The following is a 17,863-nucleotide window of genomic DNA, read 5'->3' as shown; positions in this document are numbered from 1 at the left end:
GGACGAACGCCCGAGCCTCCCTCGTGAAAACCCACACTGCGGGGTCTCGGATCGCCCGTTTTTCCGCAGGAGTCTCCTGGTATTCGCCTTCCCCTCACCGAAAAAGACTCTCGTTCACCTATCTCACCCTGGATAGGTGGAGGGCAATCTTTTTCATGTTTTGGCAGGCCGCCGTCAGTAACGCTTGTTCGCGTACATTCTCTTTTCCGCGCAAGCGACAATAACGCAGCCCGTGCAGTTCTTTTGAATCTGCGAAGCTACGTTCAACTTTCTCTTTTCTCATGCGATAGATCCACTTGCCTTCATTAGAAAGCCGGTTCAACCGAACCTTCTCCTTCGAGCTTTCCCATACATGGCGAGTGATCGTTTTTTGATACTTCTTATTTTGGGTACACTTCGCTAGAAGAGGGCAATCTGCACAATTTTCAGGGTTTGATTTGTAATGCCGATACCCCTCACGATCGGTGGTCGAATAGCTTAAAACTTCACCCTGGGGGCACACATATTCATCCCGCTCTTCATCATATGCATATTTCCATTTCGGAAGAAGCCCTTTCTTTGACTGGTACCTTCGATGAGCAATAACTCCAAATATTCCTCTTTCCATTATAAGCCCATGACATATAGGGTTCGTCAGATAGCCGGCATCTAGACCTACAGCTTCCACCTCAAAGCCAAATCGTTCGATTTGGCGATCCAAACGTTGTAAGTAAGGTCTGGAATCATGAATATTTCCTGGCGTTACATGAACATCAGTAATGATGTTATGTTTTAAATCTGTGGTACGGTGATCAAGATAAAAGAAGCCTTCCGGCTTATTCTCCCGGTAAAGATAACCACTCTCGCTATCCGTGTCGCTAACCTTAATTTCCTTTGTCTTTTTTACCCCCTCCTTTTCCTTCAGAGGCTTTTTTTCATGATCTTCACGATCTTTTCTTACGGCTTCTTCCAAATCTTCGAGGTAGTCTACCGTTTCTACTTCAACTTCTTGTTTTGAGAATTTCTTCTTATTAGCGTTGGCTTTCAAGTGCGTGGAATCTGTGAATAATACACGGCCGGAGACCATACGGTGGTTCATCGCTTGGAGCACGATTTCATCAAAAACTTCTTGAAAGATATCCGTGTCTTTGAAACGAGTGCGGCGGTTCCAACTAATAGTGGAATGATGGGGGACTTTGTCTGTAAGATTCAACCCTAAGAACCAACGATAAGCAACATTCGTTTGAATTTGTCGCTCCAATTCGCGTTCGGAACGAACGCCATAAATATAACCAATGAACATCATTTTGAATAAAACAAGAGGATCCAAAGAGGGACGGCCATTATCTTCTGAATAGTAAGGACGGACTTTTTCAGGAATGAAAGAAAAATCTATGTATTGGTCAATTTTGCGTAGGAGATGATCTTCAGGGACAAGCTCTTCAATGGTAACCATTTCGATTTCATTTTGTCGTTCAGTTTTAGATTGAAACATCCAATCACCTTTCGTTGATAAGTTACAGCTATTATAACAAATTAACGCGGTGATCTATTAAAAAACAGAAAACAAATAAAAGCTGCCGAGACTTTCTCGACAGCCTGAGAGTGATGTTCTTCTATAAATCGAAGAACATCACTCTTTTTTTATATATTATCATTTACGCCCGGACAGAAGGCTGGCGGTTGTGCCTACATTTTTTCGGGGGCTTCGACGCCGACGAGAGAAAGAGCGTTCCTGAGCGTCTGCTTTACAGCTTCCATCAGTTTGATGCGGGAAGCCGTACGTACAGGATGCCCGGCATCCAGAACTTTTTCCGCATTATAGAAACTGTGCAGGTTCGATGCAAGATCGAACGCGTACTGAGTGACGCGGTGTGGCGTCCGGTTCACTGCAGCGTCATTCACGATCTGCGGAAATTCCCCGAGACGCTTCAGAAGATCGATTTCTTTCTCCGAAGTGAGCAGCGTGCCGTCGAACTCATCGGAGCGGAGATTCTTCTCCTCGGATTGTTTCAGCATCGTTGCGATACGTGCGTGTGCATACTGTATATAGTAGACCGGGTTTTCGTTGGATTCGGAACGGGCCAGGTCCATGTCGAAGTCGAGGTGTGAATCACTCGAACGCATTGCGAAGAAATAGCGCATGGCGTCCACTCCGACTTCATCCATCAGTTCGCGAAGCGTAACGGCCTTGCCGGTACGTTTGCTCATCTTCACTTTTTCCCCGTTTTCAAACAGGTTGACCATCTGGATGATTTCGACCTCAAGCGTCTCTTTGGCATAGCCAAGCGCCTGAACGGCCGCTCTCATCCGCGGAATATACCCGTGATGGTCGGCGCCCCAAATGTTGATAAGGGTATCAAAACCGCGGTCCAGCTTGTTTTTGTGATAAGCAATGTCCGGAGCCAGATACGTATAGGTGCCGTCGTTTTTCACGAGGACACGGTCTTTGTCGTCTCCGTACTCCGTAGTTCTGAACCACGTCGCCCCTTCCTGCTCATACACGAGATCCCGCGCTCTCAGTTCTTCGACAGCCGCTTCGATTTTGTTCTCCTCGTACAGGGACGTCTCGGAGAACCATTCGTCGAAAGTGACGCGGAAATCACCAAGGTCCTTCTCTATACGGGAGAGTGCGTACCGGAGGCCGGATTCACGGAAATGACGGTGTCTCTCTTCTCCGGAGACCTCCGTCCACCTGGCACCTTCTTCTGCGGCAAGCTGCTTCCCGAGCTCAATGATGTCAGCTCCGTGATAACCGTCTTCAGGCATCGCGTATTCTTCTCCGAGCGCCTGCATGTAGCGGGCTTCTACAGATTCTGCGAGTTTTGAAATCTGATTCCCTGCATCATTGATGTAGTATTCCCTCTCCACGTCGTACCCGGCCGCTTCAAGGATATTACAAAGCGCATCTCCAATGGCTGCTCCACGGGCGTGACCCAGGTGCAGCGTTCCTGTCGGATTCGCAGATACGAACTCCACCTGTATACGCTCCCTGCGGGCTTCTCCGCTTTTACCGTAGCTTTCTTTTTCTTCGAGGATAGATGGAACGAGTTCTGCGAGATACGTATTGTTCATGCGGAAGTTGATGAACCCGGGACCGGCGATTTCCATCTCCTCTATCGAAGCTTTCGACTTATCGAAAGCCTCTACGATGTCCCCTGCGATCTCTCTCGGATTCTTTTTTGCGATCCTCGCCATTTGCATAGCCATATTCGTGGCATAATCCCCGTGCTGTTTATCTTTCGGCTGCTCGAGCACCACGTCGGGGATTTCTTCGGAAGAAGCAAGCCCCGCTGCTTCCACGGCGCGGACGATCTCTTCTTTGATCTTTGCTTCCGTCTTTTCTGCAATGTTCATTCCGTTTCCTCCTTAAGCGTTAATTTCAGCTGGTGATTCTGTGTGACATCTTCATTGACCGTCATCTTATAGACAATGAACAGCTCACCGTTTCCTGAGTCGCCCGGGGGACGGTATTCCAGCTGTTCCGTCCAGGTGCTCATGAAAAGTTTTCCGTATTCATGTACGTACGTGTTCTCGGTTTCCGTGTTGACCTCGAACAGCTGGCGCATTTCCACGCCTCCGGAGCGTTTAATGCTTACATGACCCGGTTTGATGGTCACCATCGTATCCACCGGCTCTCTTCCTTCCGGGTGTTCCCTGAAAGTCACTACGTCCATATTCCCTTTTCTGAAAAAGCGCCCCTTTTCCGACAGGGACATCTGCTCGGAGTCCGAACCGTCCCGGATGTGCGTTTCTAACGTAACAGCTACGTTTGTCATGCTGTAATCGCTCCTTTTTTCGTCCCGTTTATAACTAATCCATTATAAGAAGAGTGCAGTAAAAACTCAAGTTGTTTCCCGTAAATAGTCGATCGTCTCCTGCAGTTCCGCATGGATATCCACGTGCGTCGTAATGCTGAAGATACTGTACAGTACCACCGCACCCGCTATGAGGCCTGCATACCACTTGTAGGGCACTCTATTGCGGAAGGGACGGTAATTTTTATGAAAAGCGAAGAGAATAAACGGCAGCAGTGCTCCGACGGCCACGATGTCCCGGGTCCACTGCTCCTTTTCCCTGTTGCTGATGACAGAAGCCCGGAGTGCTTCGTTCACGTGCTCTTCTGCACTCGTCTCCCACGTTTCCCCTTTGTACTCAACTTTCCACGTATTGTTTTCTATCGAATGTTCGTAAGGAACAGGTGTAAAAGAATATCCGATGGTGGCCACCAGAAGCGTTCCCATAACAATCGCATAAACTACAGGTATCCATAACAGTTTTTTATTCATAAAGCCTTCCCTTTCTCTGCCCCCGGCTTTTGAACGAAGCGACGGGGTGCATCCGGATCATTTCACTTTCATCCCACCTATTTTAGCACGAGTTATCGGTTCCGCCAAAGCCCCCGGTTTACGCTTGTGCGCCCTCTGAAGCACTTGCGTTTCGTCATTCGAATAGAAAAAAGACCGGCTGACGATTCAGCCGGTCCTCTTTCTGTCTTAGTAAAAGCATTTTTCCATGCTACTTCAAATATATTACTGCGGGTGATATTTTTCAAGTCGGGAGATCCTGGAAAAGTGAACATTTTGTGACACAGACGGCCGATAAAAGCTCCCGGGCCGTACTTTCCTGTTCACATCGATACGTCGGTAACTTCATCGCGACTGAGTCGCAGCAGCCGGCCGCCGTGGATATCACGGCACTCCAGCTCCCCGCTTCGTCTGTGGAAACGAAGCGGCACCACTTCATGCACATCCCCGTCCATTTCAATACAGACAGGAACCTGCCCGTTCATTGCGTGCTGCAATAAAAAATCGATTCCTGCCGCCTGCTGTTCTTCCATATGCCCCTGTTCAACCCGCTCGTCCTCTTTCCAGAGATTACGGAGCATCTCGATGTGCTCCGGCAGCATGAGTGAAGTCCATTTGATGGAGCCGCGATCTTTCGGTTCCTGATTCATCATCATCCCTCCAACACGAACATTTGTTCCTATCTTATCACACTACTCGTTTTTGTGCACGGGGGTATCAGGAAACAGGACGCAATTCCCGGATGAAAGCCCACGCTTCCTCCAGTTCTTCCTGTTTGTAATTCTGTCTGCTTTTCACCGTATATACCTTCTCTTCAATTTCCTCTTTCGGCAAGTGTTCAAAAAAGAGCATCGTCGACACCAGTTCAAGGAACCTGGAACTTTTTTCATTCATTGCACTGATATATCCCCCGAGTTCCGGACGTTCAATATCCGCATGTTCCAGAAAATCGTGTCCGGAGTCCGTAAGGTTATAGCGATACTGGTAATAATTCCGCTTTTCTTCCATCGCTTCCGAAATGAAACCGAGGTTGCACATTTCTTCTATACGAAGCGTCAGTTCCTCCGAATAAGGACCGTAAAAATGGAACTCATACTTTTCTTCAAAAGGAACCCCGCATTTTTTCATAATGAATATCATTTTCTGAAGACGTTTTCGTCCCACTACTTCCTCACAACTGTTTAAAAAGTGCATTAGTCTCGCATGTTTCTCGAGCATTACTGTTCCTCCCTGCCATACAGAATTCCTTTAATCCGCTGCTTCGTTTTCTCATCACTGATCTGCTCAACCGTATCCGCCGGAAAATAGAGTTTATGGTCCGTCCGTTTCTTTCCGGAAATCGATTCGACGATTTCGGAGAGCCGGGACAGTTCCTTCAGTCCCCCGTCCGGCTGCAGAAGATGAATCGGCAGTCTTTCTCCTTCTTCTCCCGGACGATAGAAATCGTAAGGAAGATCGGAGCTTGAATCCACTTCAAGATAAAAGCGCGGATCGACTCCCGCCTCTTCAAATAAATCGTACAGTTCCCGCCAGGCGTTCATCTGCAGATTCGGGTTGAATTCAATATATTTGAACAGCTTCCTGTTTACGAACCGTTCACACAAATCGCTCAGAATCGGGTCTTTCTCCCTGATCCACATCTGGAAGTAGTACATCACTACGTTCTCATCCAGATCCAGATATTCTTCGAGAGAAGGCGCCTCTTCAAAAAAGGAGAAGAAGTGTACCGGTTTAAGCTCAAACTCGTAGCCGTTTTTATACAGCTCCTTGGCACGCTTCAGAATCTTCGACAGGATCACTTCCGCACTGCGGGTCACGGGGTGGAAATAAATTTGCCAGTACATCTGATAGCGGCTCATTATGTAGTCCTCCACCGCATGCATACCGCTTTCCTTGATCGCCACCTGATCCTCGAGCGGGCGCATGACGCGGAGTATTCTTTCCATATCGAAATGACCGTAGCTGACCCCGGTGAAATAAGCATCACGCTGGAGGTAATCCATGCGATCGGCGTCGATCTGGCTGGAAATGAGGCTGACGACGAGCTTATCCGTGTACGTCTTGTTGATTACATCCGCCACTTTCTTCGGGAACCCTTCTTCCACTCCGGACAGCACCCGGTTCACTTCCGTATCACCGAGCAGAATCGACTGCGTGTAATCTTCGTGATCGAGCCTGAAAGCTTTCTCGAACGAGTGGGAAAAAGGGCCGTGGCCGAGGTCGTGCAGCAGGGCCGCACATAGGGAAAGCAGGCGCTCGTCTTCATTCCAGTCTTTGTGATCACGGAAGTTCTCAAGGATGCGCCGGACGATTTCATATACCCCGAGAGAGTGGCTGAAGCGGCTGTGTTCCGCTCCGTGGAACGTAAGGTACGTGGTTCCGAGCTGCTTAACGCGGCGCAGCCGCTGGAATTCCCGGGTACCGATCAGATCCCAGATTACACGGTCCCTGACGTGGACGTAGCGATGGACCGGATCTTTGAATACTTTCTCTTCGTCTAATTTTTCATCACGATAAGCCATGTGTCTGCTCCATTCCTTTTTTGTCCAGTATAGCCTTTTGCGGGCCGGAAAGAAACGTCTTGACAATACGGGAGAGCCGTGAAATCCGCTTTTCCTCCCGTTCTACAAACACAAAAAAAATTTGCTATAATGGTGGCAGTCTGAATGCAAAAGGAGACCGACCAATGATTTCATCCATACTGCAGCAACCGGAATACAGGCTCGTGGACCACAGCGACCCGGAACTTCATACATCCGCCCTGCCGTCCTTCGCCTATGATGATGCGCTGGCGACATCTGTCGGGGCAGGGACGAGCCCGGCCACTGCCCGTCTGTGGGTACACCCGAAAACCGTCGTCCTCGGCATACCCGACGCGCGCCTTCCCTACATCTCCGAAGGTATCGACTACCTGGAAGAAGAAGGGTACAGCGTCGTCGTCCGAAACTCCGGAGGTCTCGCCGTCGTACTGGACGAAGGAGTACTCAACCTTTCCCTCATCTTTCCGGAGACGAAAGGAGTCGATATTCATGGCGGGTACGACGTTATGGTCGAATTCATCCGCTCTCTTATCGATGCCGACATCGATGTATATGAGATTTCCCGCTCCTACTGTCCGGGCGACTATGACTTGAGTATAGACGGGCGGAAGTTTGCAGGTATATCCCAGCGCCGTGTAAAAGGCGGATTCGCCGTACAGATCTACCTTGATGTGACAGGAAGCGGACAGCAGCGGGCAGAGCTGATCCGGAACTTTTACGACACAGCGAAAAAAGGGGAGGAGACAAAATTCTCTTTTCCCGATATCGATCCGTCCGTCATGGCTTCACTCAACGAACTGCTGGAAGAAACGGTTACGATAGAATCGATCACGGAACGGATCAAAGACCGTCTCCGTCATTACAGTGACAGCGTCATTTCCTACCCGCTTACGGACCAAGAAGTAGAGTGGCTCAGTAAACGGACAGAACAGATGGTGTCCAGAAACAAAAGAGTGTAAAAAGACCAGAAATCCTGAGCTGCTAAAAAAGCGCGGTGCCCGCTATCGGCACCACGCTTTTTGTATATTACTCTACAGACTGGGCGGCTGTTATGATGGCAAGCTTGTACACATCATCCGCATTACAGCCTCTCGACAAATCGTTCACAGGCTGATTGAGTCCCTGAAGCACGGGTCCGACAGCATCAAAACCACCGAGACGCTGGGCTATTTTATAGCCGATATTTCCCGCTTCGAGGCTCGGGAAGATGAACGTGTTCGCTTTTCCTTCAAGTGGAGAATCCGGCGCTTTCTTTTCAGCGACGGAAGGAACGAAAGCAGCGTCAAACTGAAATTCCCCATCAATCAGAAGGTCGCTCCGTTGCTCTTTCACAATCTCGAGAGCTTCTCCCACTTTTTCGGTTTCCGGAGAGACGGCCGAACCTTTCGTGGAGAAACTGAGCATAGCTATACGAGGGTCGATATCGAAAAGGGCAGCAGTGTCTGCGCTGGCCATCGCGATTTCGGCCAGATCCTGACTGTCCGGGGAGATATTGATGGCACAGTCCGCGAAAATGTATTTTTCCTCGTCCCGGACCATGACGAATACTCCGGACGTCTTGTTGATGCCTTCTTTCGTTTTTATAATCTGAAGAGCCGGGCGCACCGTATCTCCTGTGGAGTGTACTGCTCCGCTTACCAGTCCGTCCGCTTCGTTCATATACACGAGCATGGTACCGAAGTAGTTACCGTCTTTCAGAATGTCGCGGGCTTCCTCTTCGCTCGTCTTACCTTTTCGCCGATCCACAAAAAGCCGGACCATATCATCCATATTTCCATAAGTTTCCGGATCCACGATATCCACGCTGCTGAGATCGACTCCGTTCGTTTCCGCCTTCTGTTTCACTTCACCTTCATTTCCGACTAATACAGGACGGACATATCCTTCCGACCCGAGCCTGCCCGCAGCCGTCAGAATTCTTTCATCCCCGGCCTCCGGAAAGACGATCCGCTTTCCTTTGCCTTCTATTTTTCCTTTCAGTGTGTCAAAAAGATCACTCATGTGTACCCCTCCTGTTTTGATGTCTGTATCATATGATAAAACGTGCCAGCTTAAAAGAAAAGCGATACACGCAAACGGCCGTCAGTAACCGCTCTTTATTTTCACTGTTCCCTAATCTTCTTTCGAATATGTGACAGAAATCGGAAAAATCGTTTACAGGAAAGTACTTCACATGCCCCTCCGGCACTCGTATGTTATATTGAATAAGGACATAATTATATCAACCATAAAGGAGCGATTCGACTATGCCAGAACCGGTTATAACAATGGACGGGTGGTACGTCCTTCACGATTTCCGTACGATGGACTGGACTTCCTGGAAGTACGCGAGTGCCGAAGAGCGCCAGCAGGCGATTCAGGAATTTCAGGCGCTGATGGAGACCTTTGAGACGAAAGAAGACAACCGCGAAGGAAGTCACGCTATCTATACGATTGTCGGCCAGAAAGCTGATCTCATGATGATGATTCTGCGCCCGACTATGGAAGAACTCAACGAAATCGAGACGGCTTTCAATAAATCCAAACTGGCGGAATTCATGACGCCGGCCTACTCTTACGTGTCGGTCATCGAACTCTCCAACTACATGGGAGGCGACCAGAATCCGGAAGATCCGGAAATCGAAGGCCGTCTGAAGCCGAAACTTCCGAAATGGGAACACGTCTGCTTCTACCCTATGGATAAGCGTCGTCAGGGGAATGACAACTGGTACGTTCTCGAGAAGGACGAGCGGGCGAAACTGATGTACGAGCACGGCATGACCGGGCGTCAGTACGCCGGTAAAATCCGTCAGTTCATCAGCGGATCGATCGGTTTTGACGACTGGGAATGGGGCGTGACCCTATTTGCGCACGACGTTCTTCAATTCAAAAAGCTCGTCTATGAGATGCGCTTTGACGAAGTGACTTCCCGTTATGGTGACTTCGGTTCCTTTTTCATCGGCAACCTCCTTACAAAAGAAAAAGCGGAGACGTTCTTCGAAGCATAAAACGTTTTTTTCCGCAAAACAAAACCCCGGCCTGACACTGTCAGACCGGGGTTTTCAATTGCAACACTTGCCGACTATAGAACTTTCATCGCTCCAATACCGAGCAGTACCCATCCGATAAGGAAAGCGACTCCACCGAACGGAGTGATCATGGCAAATGTTTTCACACCGCTTACGGCATATACATAAAGACTTCCGGAAAACAGAAGAATGCCGGCAAAAAACAGCCACCCGGCTCCTGTGAACATTCCGGATGCACCCTTACCGAGCAGCAGCGCCGTTATGAACAGCGCCATCGTGTGGAACATCTGATAGTTCACCGCTTTCTCCCACTGACCGAGTCCTTTTTCGGACACTTTTCCTTCCAGCCCGTGTGCCCCGAACGCTCCGAGTGCCACAGCAAGAAAGCCGTTAATGACTCCCAGCAATAAAAACAGTTTCATTATTCTTCCCCCTTATCAAAAATCAAAGATAGACGAACCGTTCGCTCCGTCGTGATCCAGTTTATCATTTGTGCTTTTCCGCTCCGGCGGGTCTTCCCCCATCATCTTCCTCATTTCTTCCGCCGTCGGCTGCATATCGTTCTTCTTCGCAGTTTCCGGTGCCCCGGCGGACTCCTGCCTTTCCTCTTCGAGCACCAGATCACACAGCAGCCGGACAGCCCGGGCATGTTCCCTGACCCGGACCGGGTCTTCGTGCCTGAGCATAGCTTCCTCTATTTCCTTATTCATTCGCTGCAGTAATTGTTGCATGGAGATGCTCATCAGCTACACATCCTTTCCATCTGTCAGTTTATCACGATTGCCACGGAATTACCTATGACAAAAATTCGATAATATTTTCAAAGGGAACAGGGGATAAAACCGGACAGGCAAAAAAGAACAACACGCAGATCTATCCGTGTTGTTCTTCCTGAAATCAATCATTGTTCATTTGATGAAGATCCGTTTCGCTCCGGACTCATAGGTTACAGAACACTGCTTATAAAAATAATGATGATCATAACGGGTAACAGATACTTCACAAGGCCATACCAGACGTTCCCGATGACATTATCACCGAAGTCCACGGCTTTCAGTGCTGTAGCCTTCGTAAAGTACCAGCCGACAAACAGCGCCATGGAAAGTCCTCCGAGCGGAAGCAGGATATTGGAGGCGATGTAGTCCATCGAGTCGAGGATGTTCCTCTCTCCGATCGGCGTTATCCCGGACCAGATTCCGAAACCGAGGGATACGGAGATGCCGAGAAAGAACATGATTACCCCGACAATGACGCTTGCCTTCGTTCTGCTCCAGCGGAAAAGGCGCATGAAGTAAGCTGTCGGCACTTCGAGTATGGAAATCGCCGAAGAGAGAGCTGCCAGCGACAGAGCGAAGAAAAACAGCAGCCCCGCTATCCCCCCAAGCGGCATCTGTTCAAAGATGGAAGGAAGCGTTATAAACACAAGCGGCGGTCCTGATGATGGATCGATATTAAAGGCGAACACCGCCGGAAAAATGACGATTCCTGAAATGACGGCGAAAAACGTGTCCATCAGACCGATTCCGACGGCAGCCCCCGGCAGCCGTTTATCGTCCGACAGGTAGCTGCCGTACGTAAGCAGCGCCCCCATACCAAGACTCAGGGAGAAAAAGGCCTGACCGAGGGCCTGCACGTAAATCGAAGGCTGGGTCAGCGCCGACCAGTCCGGTCGAAACAGGAAACTCAGTCCTTCCATGGACCCGTCCAGCGAAAGGCTGACCCCTGCAAGGGCCAGAAGCAGCAGAGCGAGCAGCGGCATGAATATTTTATTCGCCGTCTCTATCCCCTTCTTCACTCCACTGAACACGATCACGATGGTCATAGTCATAAATAGAGCGGACCAGAAAAGCGGCTGCCACTCCTGCGTAATGAACCCGCCGAAAGCTCCTTCGTATCCTCCCTCCGCAGGAGCCTGGAAGAAGTCACCTGTGATGTAATGAAACAGGTAGTAGAGTGACCAGCCGGCGACTACTGCATAAAAACTCAAAATCAGAAAAGCGCTGAAGACCCCGAAGAATCCGGTCAGAAACCACGGCGTCCCGGGTGCGAGCTTCTGATAAGAGCCGATCACATCACTTTTCGCTTTCCTCCCGATACTGACTTCTGCCAACAGGAGCGGAATTCCGATTAAAAATACAAATACAAGATATAAAAGCAGAAACGCTCCGCCACCGTTGTTTCCGGCTACGAATGAAAAACGCCATATATTTCCGAGACCTACAGCCGAACCCATTGCTGCAAGCATAAACCCGAGTTTCGTCCCCCATTGTTCACGAGCCATAATAGACCTCCTCCACATTGAATATGCACCATCATACCACACATACCCCCCGGTTACGACACGGGTTACCCCTTTTTCCAACTATTCGGTTTATTCATGTTGATGTATGAATATTATATAAGACAGTAAAAAAGCCGTCTCCCCTTTTTTCCCGGGAATACGGCTCTTCACAGTTTATGTTTCTTAGTCATTCTCATTTTCGCGATGAAGCTTCTCCAGACGTTCCACCCGGGCTTCAAGTTTATAGTAGTCTTCTTCCGTAACAAAACCGATTTCCTTCAGCCGGTCTTTCATCATAGTCCGCGTCTGGTTCGTGAAGTCCGTGTCGGCGTTCTGACCTTTTTCCACCCATTCATTCATCATCGCTTTCGCTTCTTTCGGGGTCATTTCCCCTTTGTCGACCATGTCCTGCACCATCTTCTCAAATCTTTCCTTGCCGCTTATAGCTGCTCCGACACCGAGGTAAAACCCGCGCTTCATCCACTTGTCCATCATTCTATCACTCCTCCTAGGAAATATTTTTGATCATACTTGCATGTTTCCATGAAAACAGAAAAGTTCCGGCAAAACTCAAGCCTGATATTAGATATAACACCCAGATCGGAATCTCCTGTAAGCTCTCTGGCAGAAAGAAGGAGGCGACCAGGATGGTACTCCCGATTAAAAAAGTGACAGCAGCATAGAAAAAATAAAAATGATGCCACAACGTCTGCTGCTGCTTCGTCTGCTGCCATTCCCGCTCCTTATCCCCGTCTTCGAGAAACTCCACGAGTGCCCGGGGCAGGGATAGGAGAGGCTGGCCCGTTTCTTTTACTATATTTTTATAAAACCCGAATTTGGACTGACTGCCCGTCATCCATTCGTTGATCACCGGTTTGCCCCACGATACGAGATCCATTTGCGGGTATACAGCCGTAAGCACCCCTAAAATCATGGACGCCGCCCTTCCGAGAAAAGCGTAGTCGGCCGGGAGCTGTATCGGCTGGTCCTTAACGAAATCCTGAAGATCTTCCAGAATATCGTTCATGACGGTTGCATCCATCTTACTCATATCTTCACTCAAATACATCGACACCAGTCGGCGCATCATCTTCTTCATCGCTTCCGTATCTGCATCATCGAGAAGAAAGTTCATTTCCCTGAGCGAATCCACCACTCTGTCATAATCATCGATAATGAATCCTTCGATCATAGAGCGGATGTGGTCGACGTCTTCCCTTTTCACTTTTCCGACCATACCGAAATCGATAACGACTACGGTACCGTCCTCTTTAATCATTATATTTCCCGCATGCGGGTCCGCATGAAACATTCCGGCATTGACGAACTGTTCCACACAAAGGTCGAATATAGTCCGGGCAAGTTTCTCACGGTCCAGGTCGTTTCTTTTGATGAAGGAAATATCCGTTACCCGCGTGCCTTCCACCCATTCCATCACAAGCACACGGCCGGTGGAAAGATCAGTGAAATATTCCGGTATGTACACGTTGGAATGATTCTCGAACCTTTTCCGGAAATAATTCCCGTTCTCCAGCTCCATCGTGAAATCGAGTTCGTCGCTCATCACAGCTACGACTTCTTTGTATAGAGAAGGCAGATCCGCTTTCTTCCCGAAAATAGTAAAGCGGTTGAGTATCCCGAACACCACTCTCATCGCCTTGAAATCCGTCTGGAAAATTTCTCTTACACGATATCGCTGAACTTTGACTGCCACAGGGGTGCCATTATGAAGATAAGCTTTATACACTTCCCCGATTGATGCGGAAGCGATGGGGTCTTCATCGATGGAGGCGATATATTTGTCCATGGACTCCTGCCAGTCCTCTTCTATAATCCCTTTCGAATACTCAAAAGGTACGGGCTGGACGCGATCGACCAGACCTTCAAGTTCACGTATGAAAGAAGAAGGGAGTAAGTCACCGCGTGAACTTAAGAACTGGCCGAACTTGATAAGCAGTCCTCCCAGATAAACGGCGCGCTGCCTGTATTCGGTAGCCAGTTCTTTTAAAAGTTTTTCCCACTTTCTTTCCGTTTCCTGATCCCAGATTCTGTTCAGTTTCTGGAACCAGAATATTTTCCACAAAAACTTTATGGACATCCAGATAATTATATACATTCTATAAATCCCTATGTACTTCTTCGACTCCAATGCCTTCCCCCCTCTTGCAAGTGTAATGACCCTTTCCCTTTCCAGCTTTCTTTCAACCATAAAAAAACATACATTTAATCTGAAAGACTTGTTTATTTACTTTTTTTTACTTTTAATAAAACTAAAGTACTATCTTATTAAAATGAAATAATGATCAGAATTCTATCAAACGAACAGAACCTGTTACACCTGTACTTTTTTACTATTTTAATTATTTTGAAAATTTTATCAATTATGTGCATAATAGGTTTTGTAATCAAAATCGATACAGGGGGTCTGGAAATGAGGAAATTATCCACCTGGCTGACTGCCGGGGCACTGTCAATGGTACTCGCTGCTCCGACAGTAAGTGCCGAAACATCTTCCACCGAAGACTACACGAACTGGAACAAGGAACGCTACACGGACAAAATGCACATCGACAGCATGCTTAGGCAGAAATCCGAGCAGGAAGGTTTCGATGAGAAAGCTATCGAAACGATCAGAAAAAATGCAGAAAATGTTAACTTTAATGAACAAGAAGGTTCGGAAAACGGAAGTGGAGATTCCGGATTTACATATGATGGAGGAACGAAAAAGTTTCTTGACCGGGATCTCGGATTCCAGGATTTCACTCTCCGCAGTTCGGGCGAGCATGTGGAAGTGTGGGTAGCGGATGATCTTTCTTTCCCGGAAGGTGACCCGCGTGACGCACATAAAATCAATCAGGAACAGGTAGATAAACTTACAAAAGAATTCGATACGAATATTTATCCGAAAGCTACCGAATTTTTCGGTAAGCAGGATCCGCTCGACGGGACGAATGCCCAGCTGGTGGATCTCGGCGTCGTCCCTGAAGGTTACTACGAGACCGAAGACGATGAGAAAATCACCATTCTCGTGAACAATATCAAAGACGACAACTACAACGACCCGGACTACCCGTTCTTCGTCGCAGGCTTTTTCTGGCAGACGATCGAACAGTATACGGACCGTAATATCGTAACGATCGATTCCCGGGACTGGGGCGAGCGTCTGGAAGAATCTTTTTTCTCGACCACCATCCACGAACTTCAGCACCTGATTCACGCTGATAATGACAGCGACGAAACATCCTGGGTGAACGAAGGGATGTCCACGTTCTCCGAGTACCTGGGCGGCTACGGCGTAGATGCCGGCTCCATCAATTTCCTGCTCGATCATCCGGAGAACTCTCTTACTGCCTGGGATGAACACGTAGATGCAAAAACGGGGCCGGAAACGATTGCGGACTACGGTCTCGTGCAGCTGTTCACTCTTTACAACTACGAACAGTTCGGTCAGGAATTCATCCGTTCTGTAGCTACAAGCGATATCAACAGCATCGACAGCTACAGAAAAGCGTATGAAGAATTCGGTATCGATAAGTCGTTCGAGGAAGTATATCAGGACTTCACTTCCGCACTCGTCATGGACGACAACAAGTTCAAAGGCGGAAAATACGGATTTGAAAATGTAGACCTGCGCGATCTTCCGACAGAAGATGGGACACGCGAAAAAACTGTAAACTTCGAAAAAGCCGAAGACTATGAAAAAGAAGGCGTACCTGCCTGGGGGACCGATTTCAAAGAATTCAATTTTGAACCGGGAGAAAATGTGGAATCCTTCGATTTCAACGGCGTCGATTTCCTTCCTTTCCAATGGACCTCGACAGAAGACCCGCTGAATAAAGGCAACGATGTATATTACAGTACCAAAGGCGATGAAATGGATAACGCGATGATTTTTGAAGCGGACCTTTCAGGACTTAACGAAGCCACTCTTTCTTTTGATCACTACTACCAGATTGAAGAGAACTGGGACTTCGGAATGGTTCAGGTATCCACCGACGGCGGCGATACGTGGACGTCCCTCTCCAACGGGAACACGACGAGTAACGTAACCGATCAGGGGTATCCGAAGATCAAAGAAAACGTTCCAGGTTTCACCGGAAGCAATGGTTCTTTCCAAAACGAAACATTCGACCTCTCTGAATATGCCGGAGAGAACGTACTGATCTCCTTCCGTTACCTTACGGACTGGGGTTCCACCGAAAAAGGCTGGTATCTCGACAACATTGAAGTTCCGGAAGCAGGAGTCTCTTACACCGGGGAGAGTACGGAAGGCTTTACTTCCCAGGCGGAACTGAACGAAAACTACGTGAACTACGGCGTTTCTTTCTTCAAAGAGAAGAATAACGGAAAGTATCAGGTCGTACACGTCGACCCGTTCAATATTACAGACAAGGATGCCCTCGAACTTCAGCAGGTATTCCGTCCCGGCAAAACGTACATGACCACTCATTACGCTGCGCCGCAGGACAGTACGGAGTATGTGAATTTCGAATATGAAATTTCCTACAAAGAGAACGGGAATAAAGGCAATAAAGGCAATAATGGGAATAATGGTAACAGCGGGAACAACGGAAAAAACAAACAGAAATAAGCAGAATCGGCCCTTTCGGAGGGCCGGTTCTCTTTTTTCGTAAAGCCCGGTATGTTCGGCAGATTTTTTATGTCGGACGAAGCTTTCTTTCGTTACGTTCGCCACTCTGTTTTCTCAGTGAACGGCACCTAGAGGGAACGCAAAACTATTCTCCTGTCGCGGGGACGCCCGGATGATTGATTCTACTTTTCATTTGAGGTGATTTTTGCCATGATAGTGGGAGAACGTACTTAGAGAGGACGGGATTTTCCTTGATGATAAAAGAACTGGAAGTGAAAGATTTACGTCCGGTATCCGAATGGCTGCACCGGATGAACGGGGATGATAAACACTTCGTCGCCTGGCTCGCTTCGGATCCGAAAGAGATATTCGAACAGATCTGGGGGCTTACCCAGCTGAACGATCCCTTCGCATTTGTAGCATGGGACGGGGAAGAAATCGTCGGCTTCCTCGGCATACTCCCTTTTTTCGAACAGAGAGTGTGCAGACTTCTCGGCCCATTCGCGACAAAACAGGAAACTCTGATTATCGAGAGGTTATGGCAGAAGGCTTCTCTTACGCTCGAAATGTATTTTGATGCGGCGAAGCTTGCCTGTTTCGATGTGAACACGGAACTTCTCACCTTCGCGGAACACTATGAATTTGAACTTTATAATATAGAGAAGACACTCCGGCTTGATAAAGAATCCTTCACCCAGGAACCGGAGGGTGCTCCAATCGCTCCGCTGGATGAATCCCGGCGCGAAGAGCTCGATTCGATTCATCCGGCCGGGGCCTACTATACGACGGATGAAATGCTCACATTTTCCCGTGAAAACGGCCACCACCTGCTCGGGTACTTCGACGGCGACGCTCTTGCCGGTTATCTATATTTGGAAACTATACTCCCGGAAGAAGAAGGGGAAATCTGTTTCGTAAACGTAGCTTCCGAAGAACAGGGAGAGGGCGTCGGCAGTGCCCTGCTCACCTATGCCCTTTCTCTCGGATTCCGGAGGGAAAACTTTTCCTATATTACGATTTCCGTGCGGGAAGCTAACAGCGGAGCCGAGAATCTGTACAGGCAGTTCGGCTTTTATGAATGGCATACGATCTACGCCTACAACAAAACGATCGAAACACAGCCGCCTCCGAAACTTGTCCACTGATTTCGGCGGAAA

The 17,863-nt window shown here is 48.6% G+C and carries 17 protein-coding genes; 4 read left to right on the top strand and 13 right to left on the bottom strand.

The annotated features are described in order from the left end of the window. Positions 1–118: 118 nt before the first annotated feature. The 7 genes from AAV35_RS02150 to AAV35_RS02120 form a co-directional block, all read right to left on the bottom strand. Positions 119–1,474 carry an IS1182 family transposase gene (locus AAV35_RS02150; protein WP_065757338.1) on the bottom strand — a complete coding sequence of 452 codons (1,356 nt, stop codon included), beginning with the start codon at positions 1,472–1,474 and terminating at the stop codon, positions 119–121. Between the two features lie 194 nt (positions 1,475–1,668). Continuing rightward, positions 1,669–3,336, bottom strand: a complete 1,668-nt coding sequence (argS, locus tag AAV35_RS02145) for an arginine--tRNA ligase (RefSeq protein ID WP_008591548.1) — start codon at positions 3,334–3,336, stop codon at positions 1,669–1,671. After that, a complete protein-coding gene (locus tag AAV35_RS02140; RefSeq protein ID WP_008591547.1) occupies positions 3,333–3,758 on the bottom strand; it encodes a YwiB family protein in 426 nt (141 codons plus the stop codon). Before AAV35_RS02140 ends, argS begins: the two co-directional genes overlap by 4 nt. 66 nt (positions 3,759–3,824) lie before the next feature. Beyond that, positions 3,825–4,268, bottom strand: a complete 444-nt coding sequence (locus AAV35_RS02135) for a hypothetical protein (protein ID WP_008591545.1) — start codon at positions 4,266–4,268, stop codon at positions 3,825–3,827. Positions 4,269–4,609: 341 nt separating this feature from the next. Continuing rightward, positions 4,610–4,936, bottom strand: coding sequence for a YolD-like family protein (locus AAV35_RS02130; RefSeq protein ID WP_008591543.1), 327 nt, complete (start codon positions 4,934–4,936; stop codon positions 4,610–4,612). A gap of 67 nt (positions 4,937–5,003) precedes the next feature. Then, positions 5,004–5,504 (bottom strand): YwgA family protein, encoded by a 501-nt coding sequence (locus AAV35_RS02125; protein ID WP_008591541.1) that lies wholly within the window; start codon positions 5,502–5,504, stop codon positions 5,004–5,006. Further along, positions 5,504–6,808 (bottom strand): HD domain-containing protein, encoded by a 1,305-nt coding sequence (locus AAV35_RS02120; RefSeq protein WP_008591538.1) that lies wholly within the window; start codon positions 6,806–6,808, stop codon positions 5,504–5,506. Before AAV35_RS02120 ends, AAV35_RS02125 begins: the two co-directional genes overlap by 1 nt. Positions 6,809–6,972: 164 nt before the next feature. Here AAV35_RS02120 and AAV35_RS02115 point away from each other — a divergent pair, with 164 nt between their 5' ends. Next, entirely contained in the window at positions 6,973–7,785 is an 813-nt protein-coding gene (locus AAV35_RS02115; RefSeq protein WP_008591536.1) for a lipoate--protein ligase family protein, read from the top strand. Between the two features lie 67 nt (positions 7,786–7,852). Here AAV35_RS02115 and pta read toward each other — a convergent pair whose 3' ends face one another. Beyond that, positions 7,853–8,827 carry a phosphate acetyltransferase gene (pta, locus tag AAV35_RS02110; protein WP_008591534.1) on the bottom strand — a complete coding sequence of 325 codons (975 nt, stop codon included), beginning with the start codon at positions 8,825–8,827 and terminating at the stop codon, positions 7,853–7,855. A gap of 245 nt (positions 8,828–9,072) precedes the next feature. On the opposite strand from pta, the gene hemQ reads away from it, so the two are divergent. Beyond that, positions 9,073–9,813 (top strand): hydrogen peroxide-dependent heme synthase, encoded by a 741-nt coding sequence (gene hemQ, locus AAV35_RS02105; protein WP_008591533.1) that lies wholly within the window; start codon positions 9,073–9,075, stop codon positions 9,811–9,813. A gap of 74 nt (positions 9,814–9,887) precedes the next feature. On the opposite strand, the gene AAV35_RS02100 is transcribed toward hemQ, so the two are convergent. The 5 genes from AAV35_RS02100 to AAV35_RS02080 form a co-directional block, all read right to left on the bottom strand. Next, positions 9,888–10,256: a DUF423 domain-containing protein gene (locus AAV35_RS02100; RefSeq protein WP_008591531.1), complete on the bottom strand. Its 369-nt coding sequence runs from the start codon at positions 10,254–10,256 to the stop codon at positions 9,888–9,890. A gap of 15 nt (positions 10,257–10,271) precedes the next feature. Then, entirely contained in the window at positions 10,272–10,577 is a 306-nt protein-coding gene (locus AAV35_RS02095) for a YwdI family protein (protein WP_008591528.1), read from the bottom strand. Positions 10,578–10,780: 203 nt separating this feature from the next. Further along, a complete protein-coding gene (locus tag AAV35_RS02090) occupies positions 10,781–12,115 on the bottom strand; it encodes a sodium-dependent transporter (protein ID WP_008591524.1) in 1,335 nt (444 codons plus the stop codon). Between the two features lie 183 nt (positions 12,116–12,298). Next, positions 12,299–12,610: a phasin family protein gene (locus AAV35_RS02085; RefSeq protein ID WP_008591522.1), complete on the bottom strand. Its 312-nt coding sequence runs from the start codon at positions 12,608–12,610 to the stop codon at positions 12,299–12,301. A 13-nt stretch (positions 12,611–12,623) separates the two neighbouring features. After that, on the bottom strand, positions 12,624–14,264 hold the full coding sequence (locus AAV35_RS02080; protein WP_008591520.1) for an ABC1 kinase family protein: 1,641 nt from the start codon (positions 14,262–14,264) through the stop codon (positions 12,624–12,626). Between the two features lie 282 nt (positions 14,265–14,546). Between AAV35_RS02080 and AAV35_RS02075 the strand changes: the two genes are divergently transcribed. Continuing rightward, the gene (locus AAV35_RS02075; RefSeq protein ID WP_008591518.1) at positions 14,547–16,706 is read left to right on the top strand and encodes an immune inhibitor A domain-containing protein; all 2,160 of its coding nucleotides are present in this window, start codon (positions 14,547–14,549) and stop codon (positions 16,704–16,706) included. Positions 16,707–16,960: 254 nt separating this feature from the next. Then, positions 16,961–17,851 (top strand): GNAT family N-acetyltransferase, encoded by an 891-nt coding sequence (locus tag AAV35_RS02070; protein WP_008591516.1) that lies wholly within the window; start codon positions 16,961–16,963, stop codon positions 17,849–17,851. Positions 17,852–17,863: the final 12 nt, after the last annotated feature.

This window comes from Salimicrobium jeotgali (assembly GCF_001685435.2).
Classification (GTDB): domain Bacteria; phylum Bacillota; class Bacilli; order Bacillales; family Halobacillaceae; genus Salimicrobium; species Salimicrobium album.
This window is presented reverse-complemented; position numbering and strand designations above follow the sequence as displayed.

Excerpts from the sequence above, each read along its gene's own strand:
- AAV35_RS02150 (WP_065757338.1), bottom strand. The coding sequence starts at position 1,474 with ATGTTTCAATCTAAAACTGAACGACAAAATGAAATCGAAATGGTTACC.
- argS (WP_008591548.1), bottom strand. The coding sequence starts at position 3,336 with ATGAACATTGCAGAAAAGACGGAAGCAAAGATCAAAGAAGAGATCGTC.
- AAV35_RS02140 (WP_008591547.1), bottom strand. The coding sequence starts at position 3,758 with ATGACAAACGTAGCTGTTACGTTAGAAACGCACATCCGGGACGGTTCG.
- AAV35_RS02135 (WP_008591545.1), bottom strand. The coding sequence starts at position 4,268 with ATGAATAAAAAACTGTTATGGATACCTGTAGTTTATGCGATTGTTATG.
- AAV35_RS02130 (WP_008591543.1), bottom strand. The coding sequence starts at position 4,936 with ATGAATCAGGAACCGAAAGATCGCGGCTCCATCAAATGGACTTCACTC.
- AAV35_RS02125 (WP_008591541.1), bottom strand. The coding sequence starts at position 5,504 with ATGCTCGAGAAACATGCGAGACTAATGCACTTTTTAAACAGTTGTGAG.
- AAV35_RS02120 (WP_008591538.1), bottom strand. The coding sequence starts at position 6,808 with ATGGCTTATCGTGATGAAAAATTAGACGAAGAGAAAGTATTCAAAGAT.
- AAV35_RS02115 (WP_008591536.1), top strand. The coding sequence starts at position 6,973 with ATGATTTCATCCATACTGCAGCAACCGGAATACAGGCTCGTGGACCAC.
- pta (WP_008591534.1), bottom strand. The coding sequence starts at position 8,827 with ATGAGTGATCTTTTTGACACACTGAAAGGAAAAATAGAAGGCAAAGGA.
- hemQ (WP_008591533.1), top strand. The coding sequence starts at position 9,073 with ATGCCAGAACCGGTTATAACAATGGACGGGTGGTACGTCCTTCACGAT.
- AAV35_RS02100 (WP_008591531.1), bottom strand. The coding sequence starts at position 10,256 with ATGAAACTGTTTTTATTGCTGGGAGTCATTAACGGCTTTCTTGCTGTG.
- AAV35_RS02095 (WP_008591528.1), bottom strand. The coding sequence starts at position 10,577 with ATGAGCATCTCCATGCAACAATTACTGCAGCGAATGAATAAGGAAATA.
- AAV35_RS02090 (WP_008591524.1), bottom strand. The coding sequence starts at position 12,115 with ATGGCTCGTGAACAATGGGGGACGAAACTCGGGTTTATGCTTGCAGCA.
- AAV35_RS02085 (WP_008591522.1), bottom strand. The coding sequence starts at position 12,610 with ATGATGGACAAGTGGATGAAGCGCGGGTTTTACCTCGGTGTCGGAGCA.
- AAV35_RS02075 (WP_008591518.1), top strand. The coding sequence starts at position 14,547 with ATGAGGAAATTATCCACCTGGCTGACTGCCGGGGCACTGTCAATGGTA.
- AAV35_RS02070 (WP_008591516.1), top strand. The coding sequence starts at position 16,961 with ATGATAAAAGAACTGGAAGTGAAAGATTTACGTCCGGTATCCGAATGG.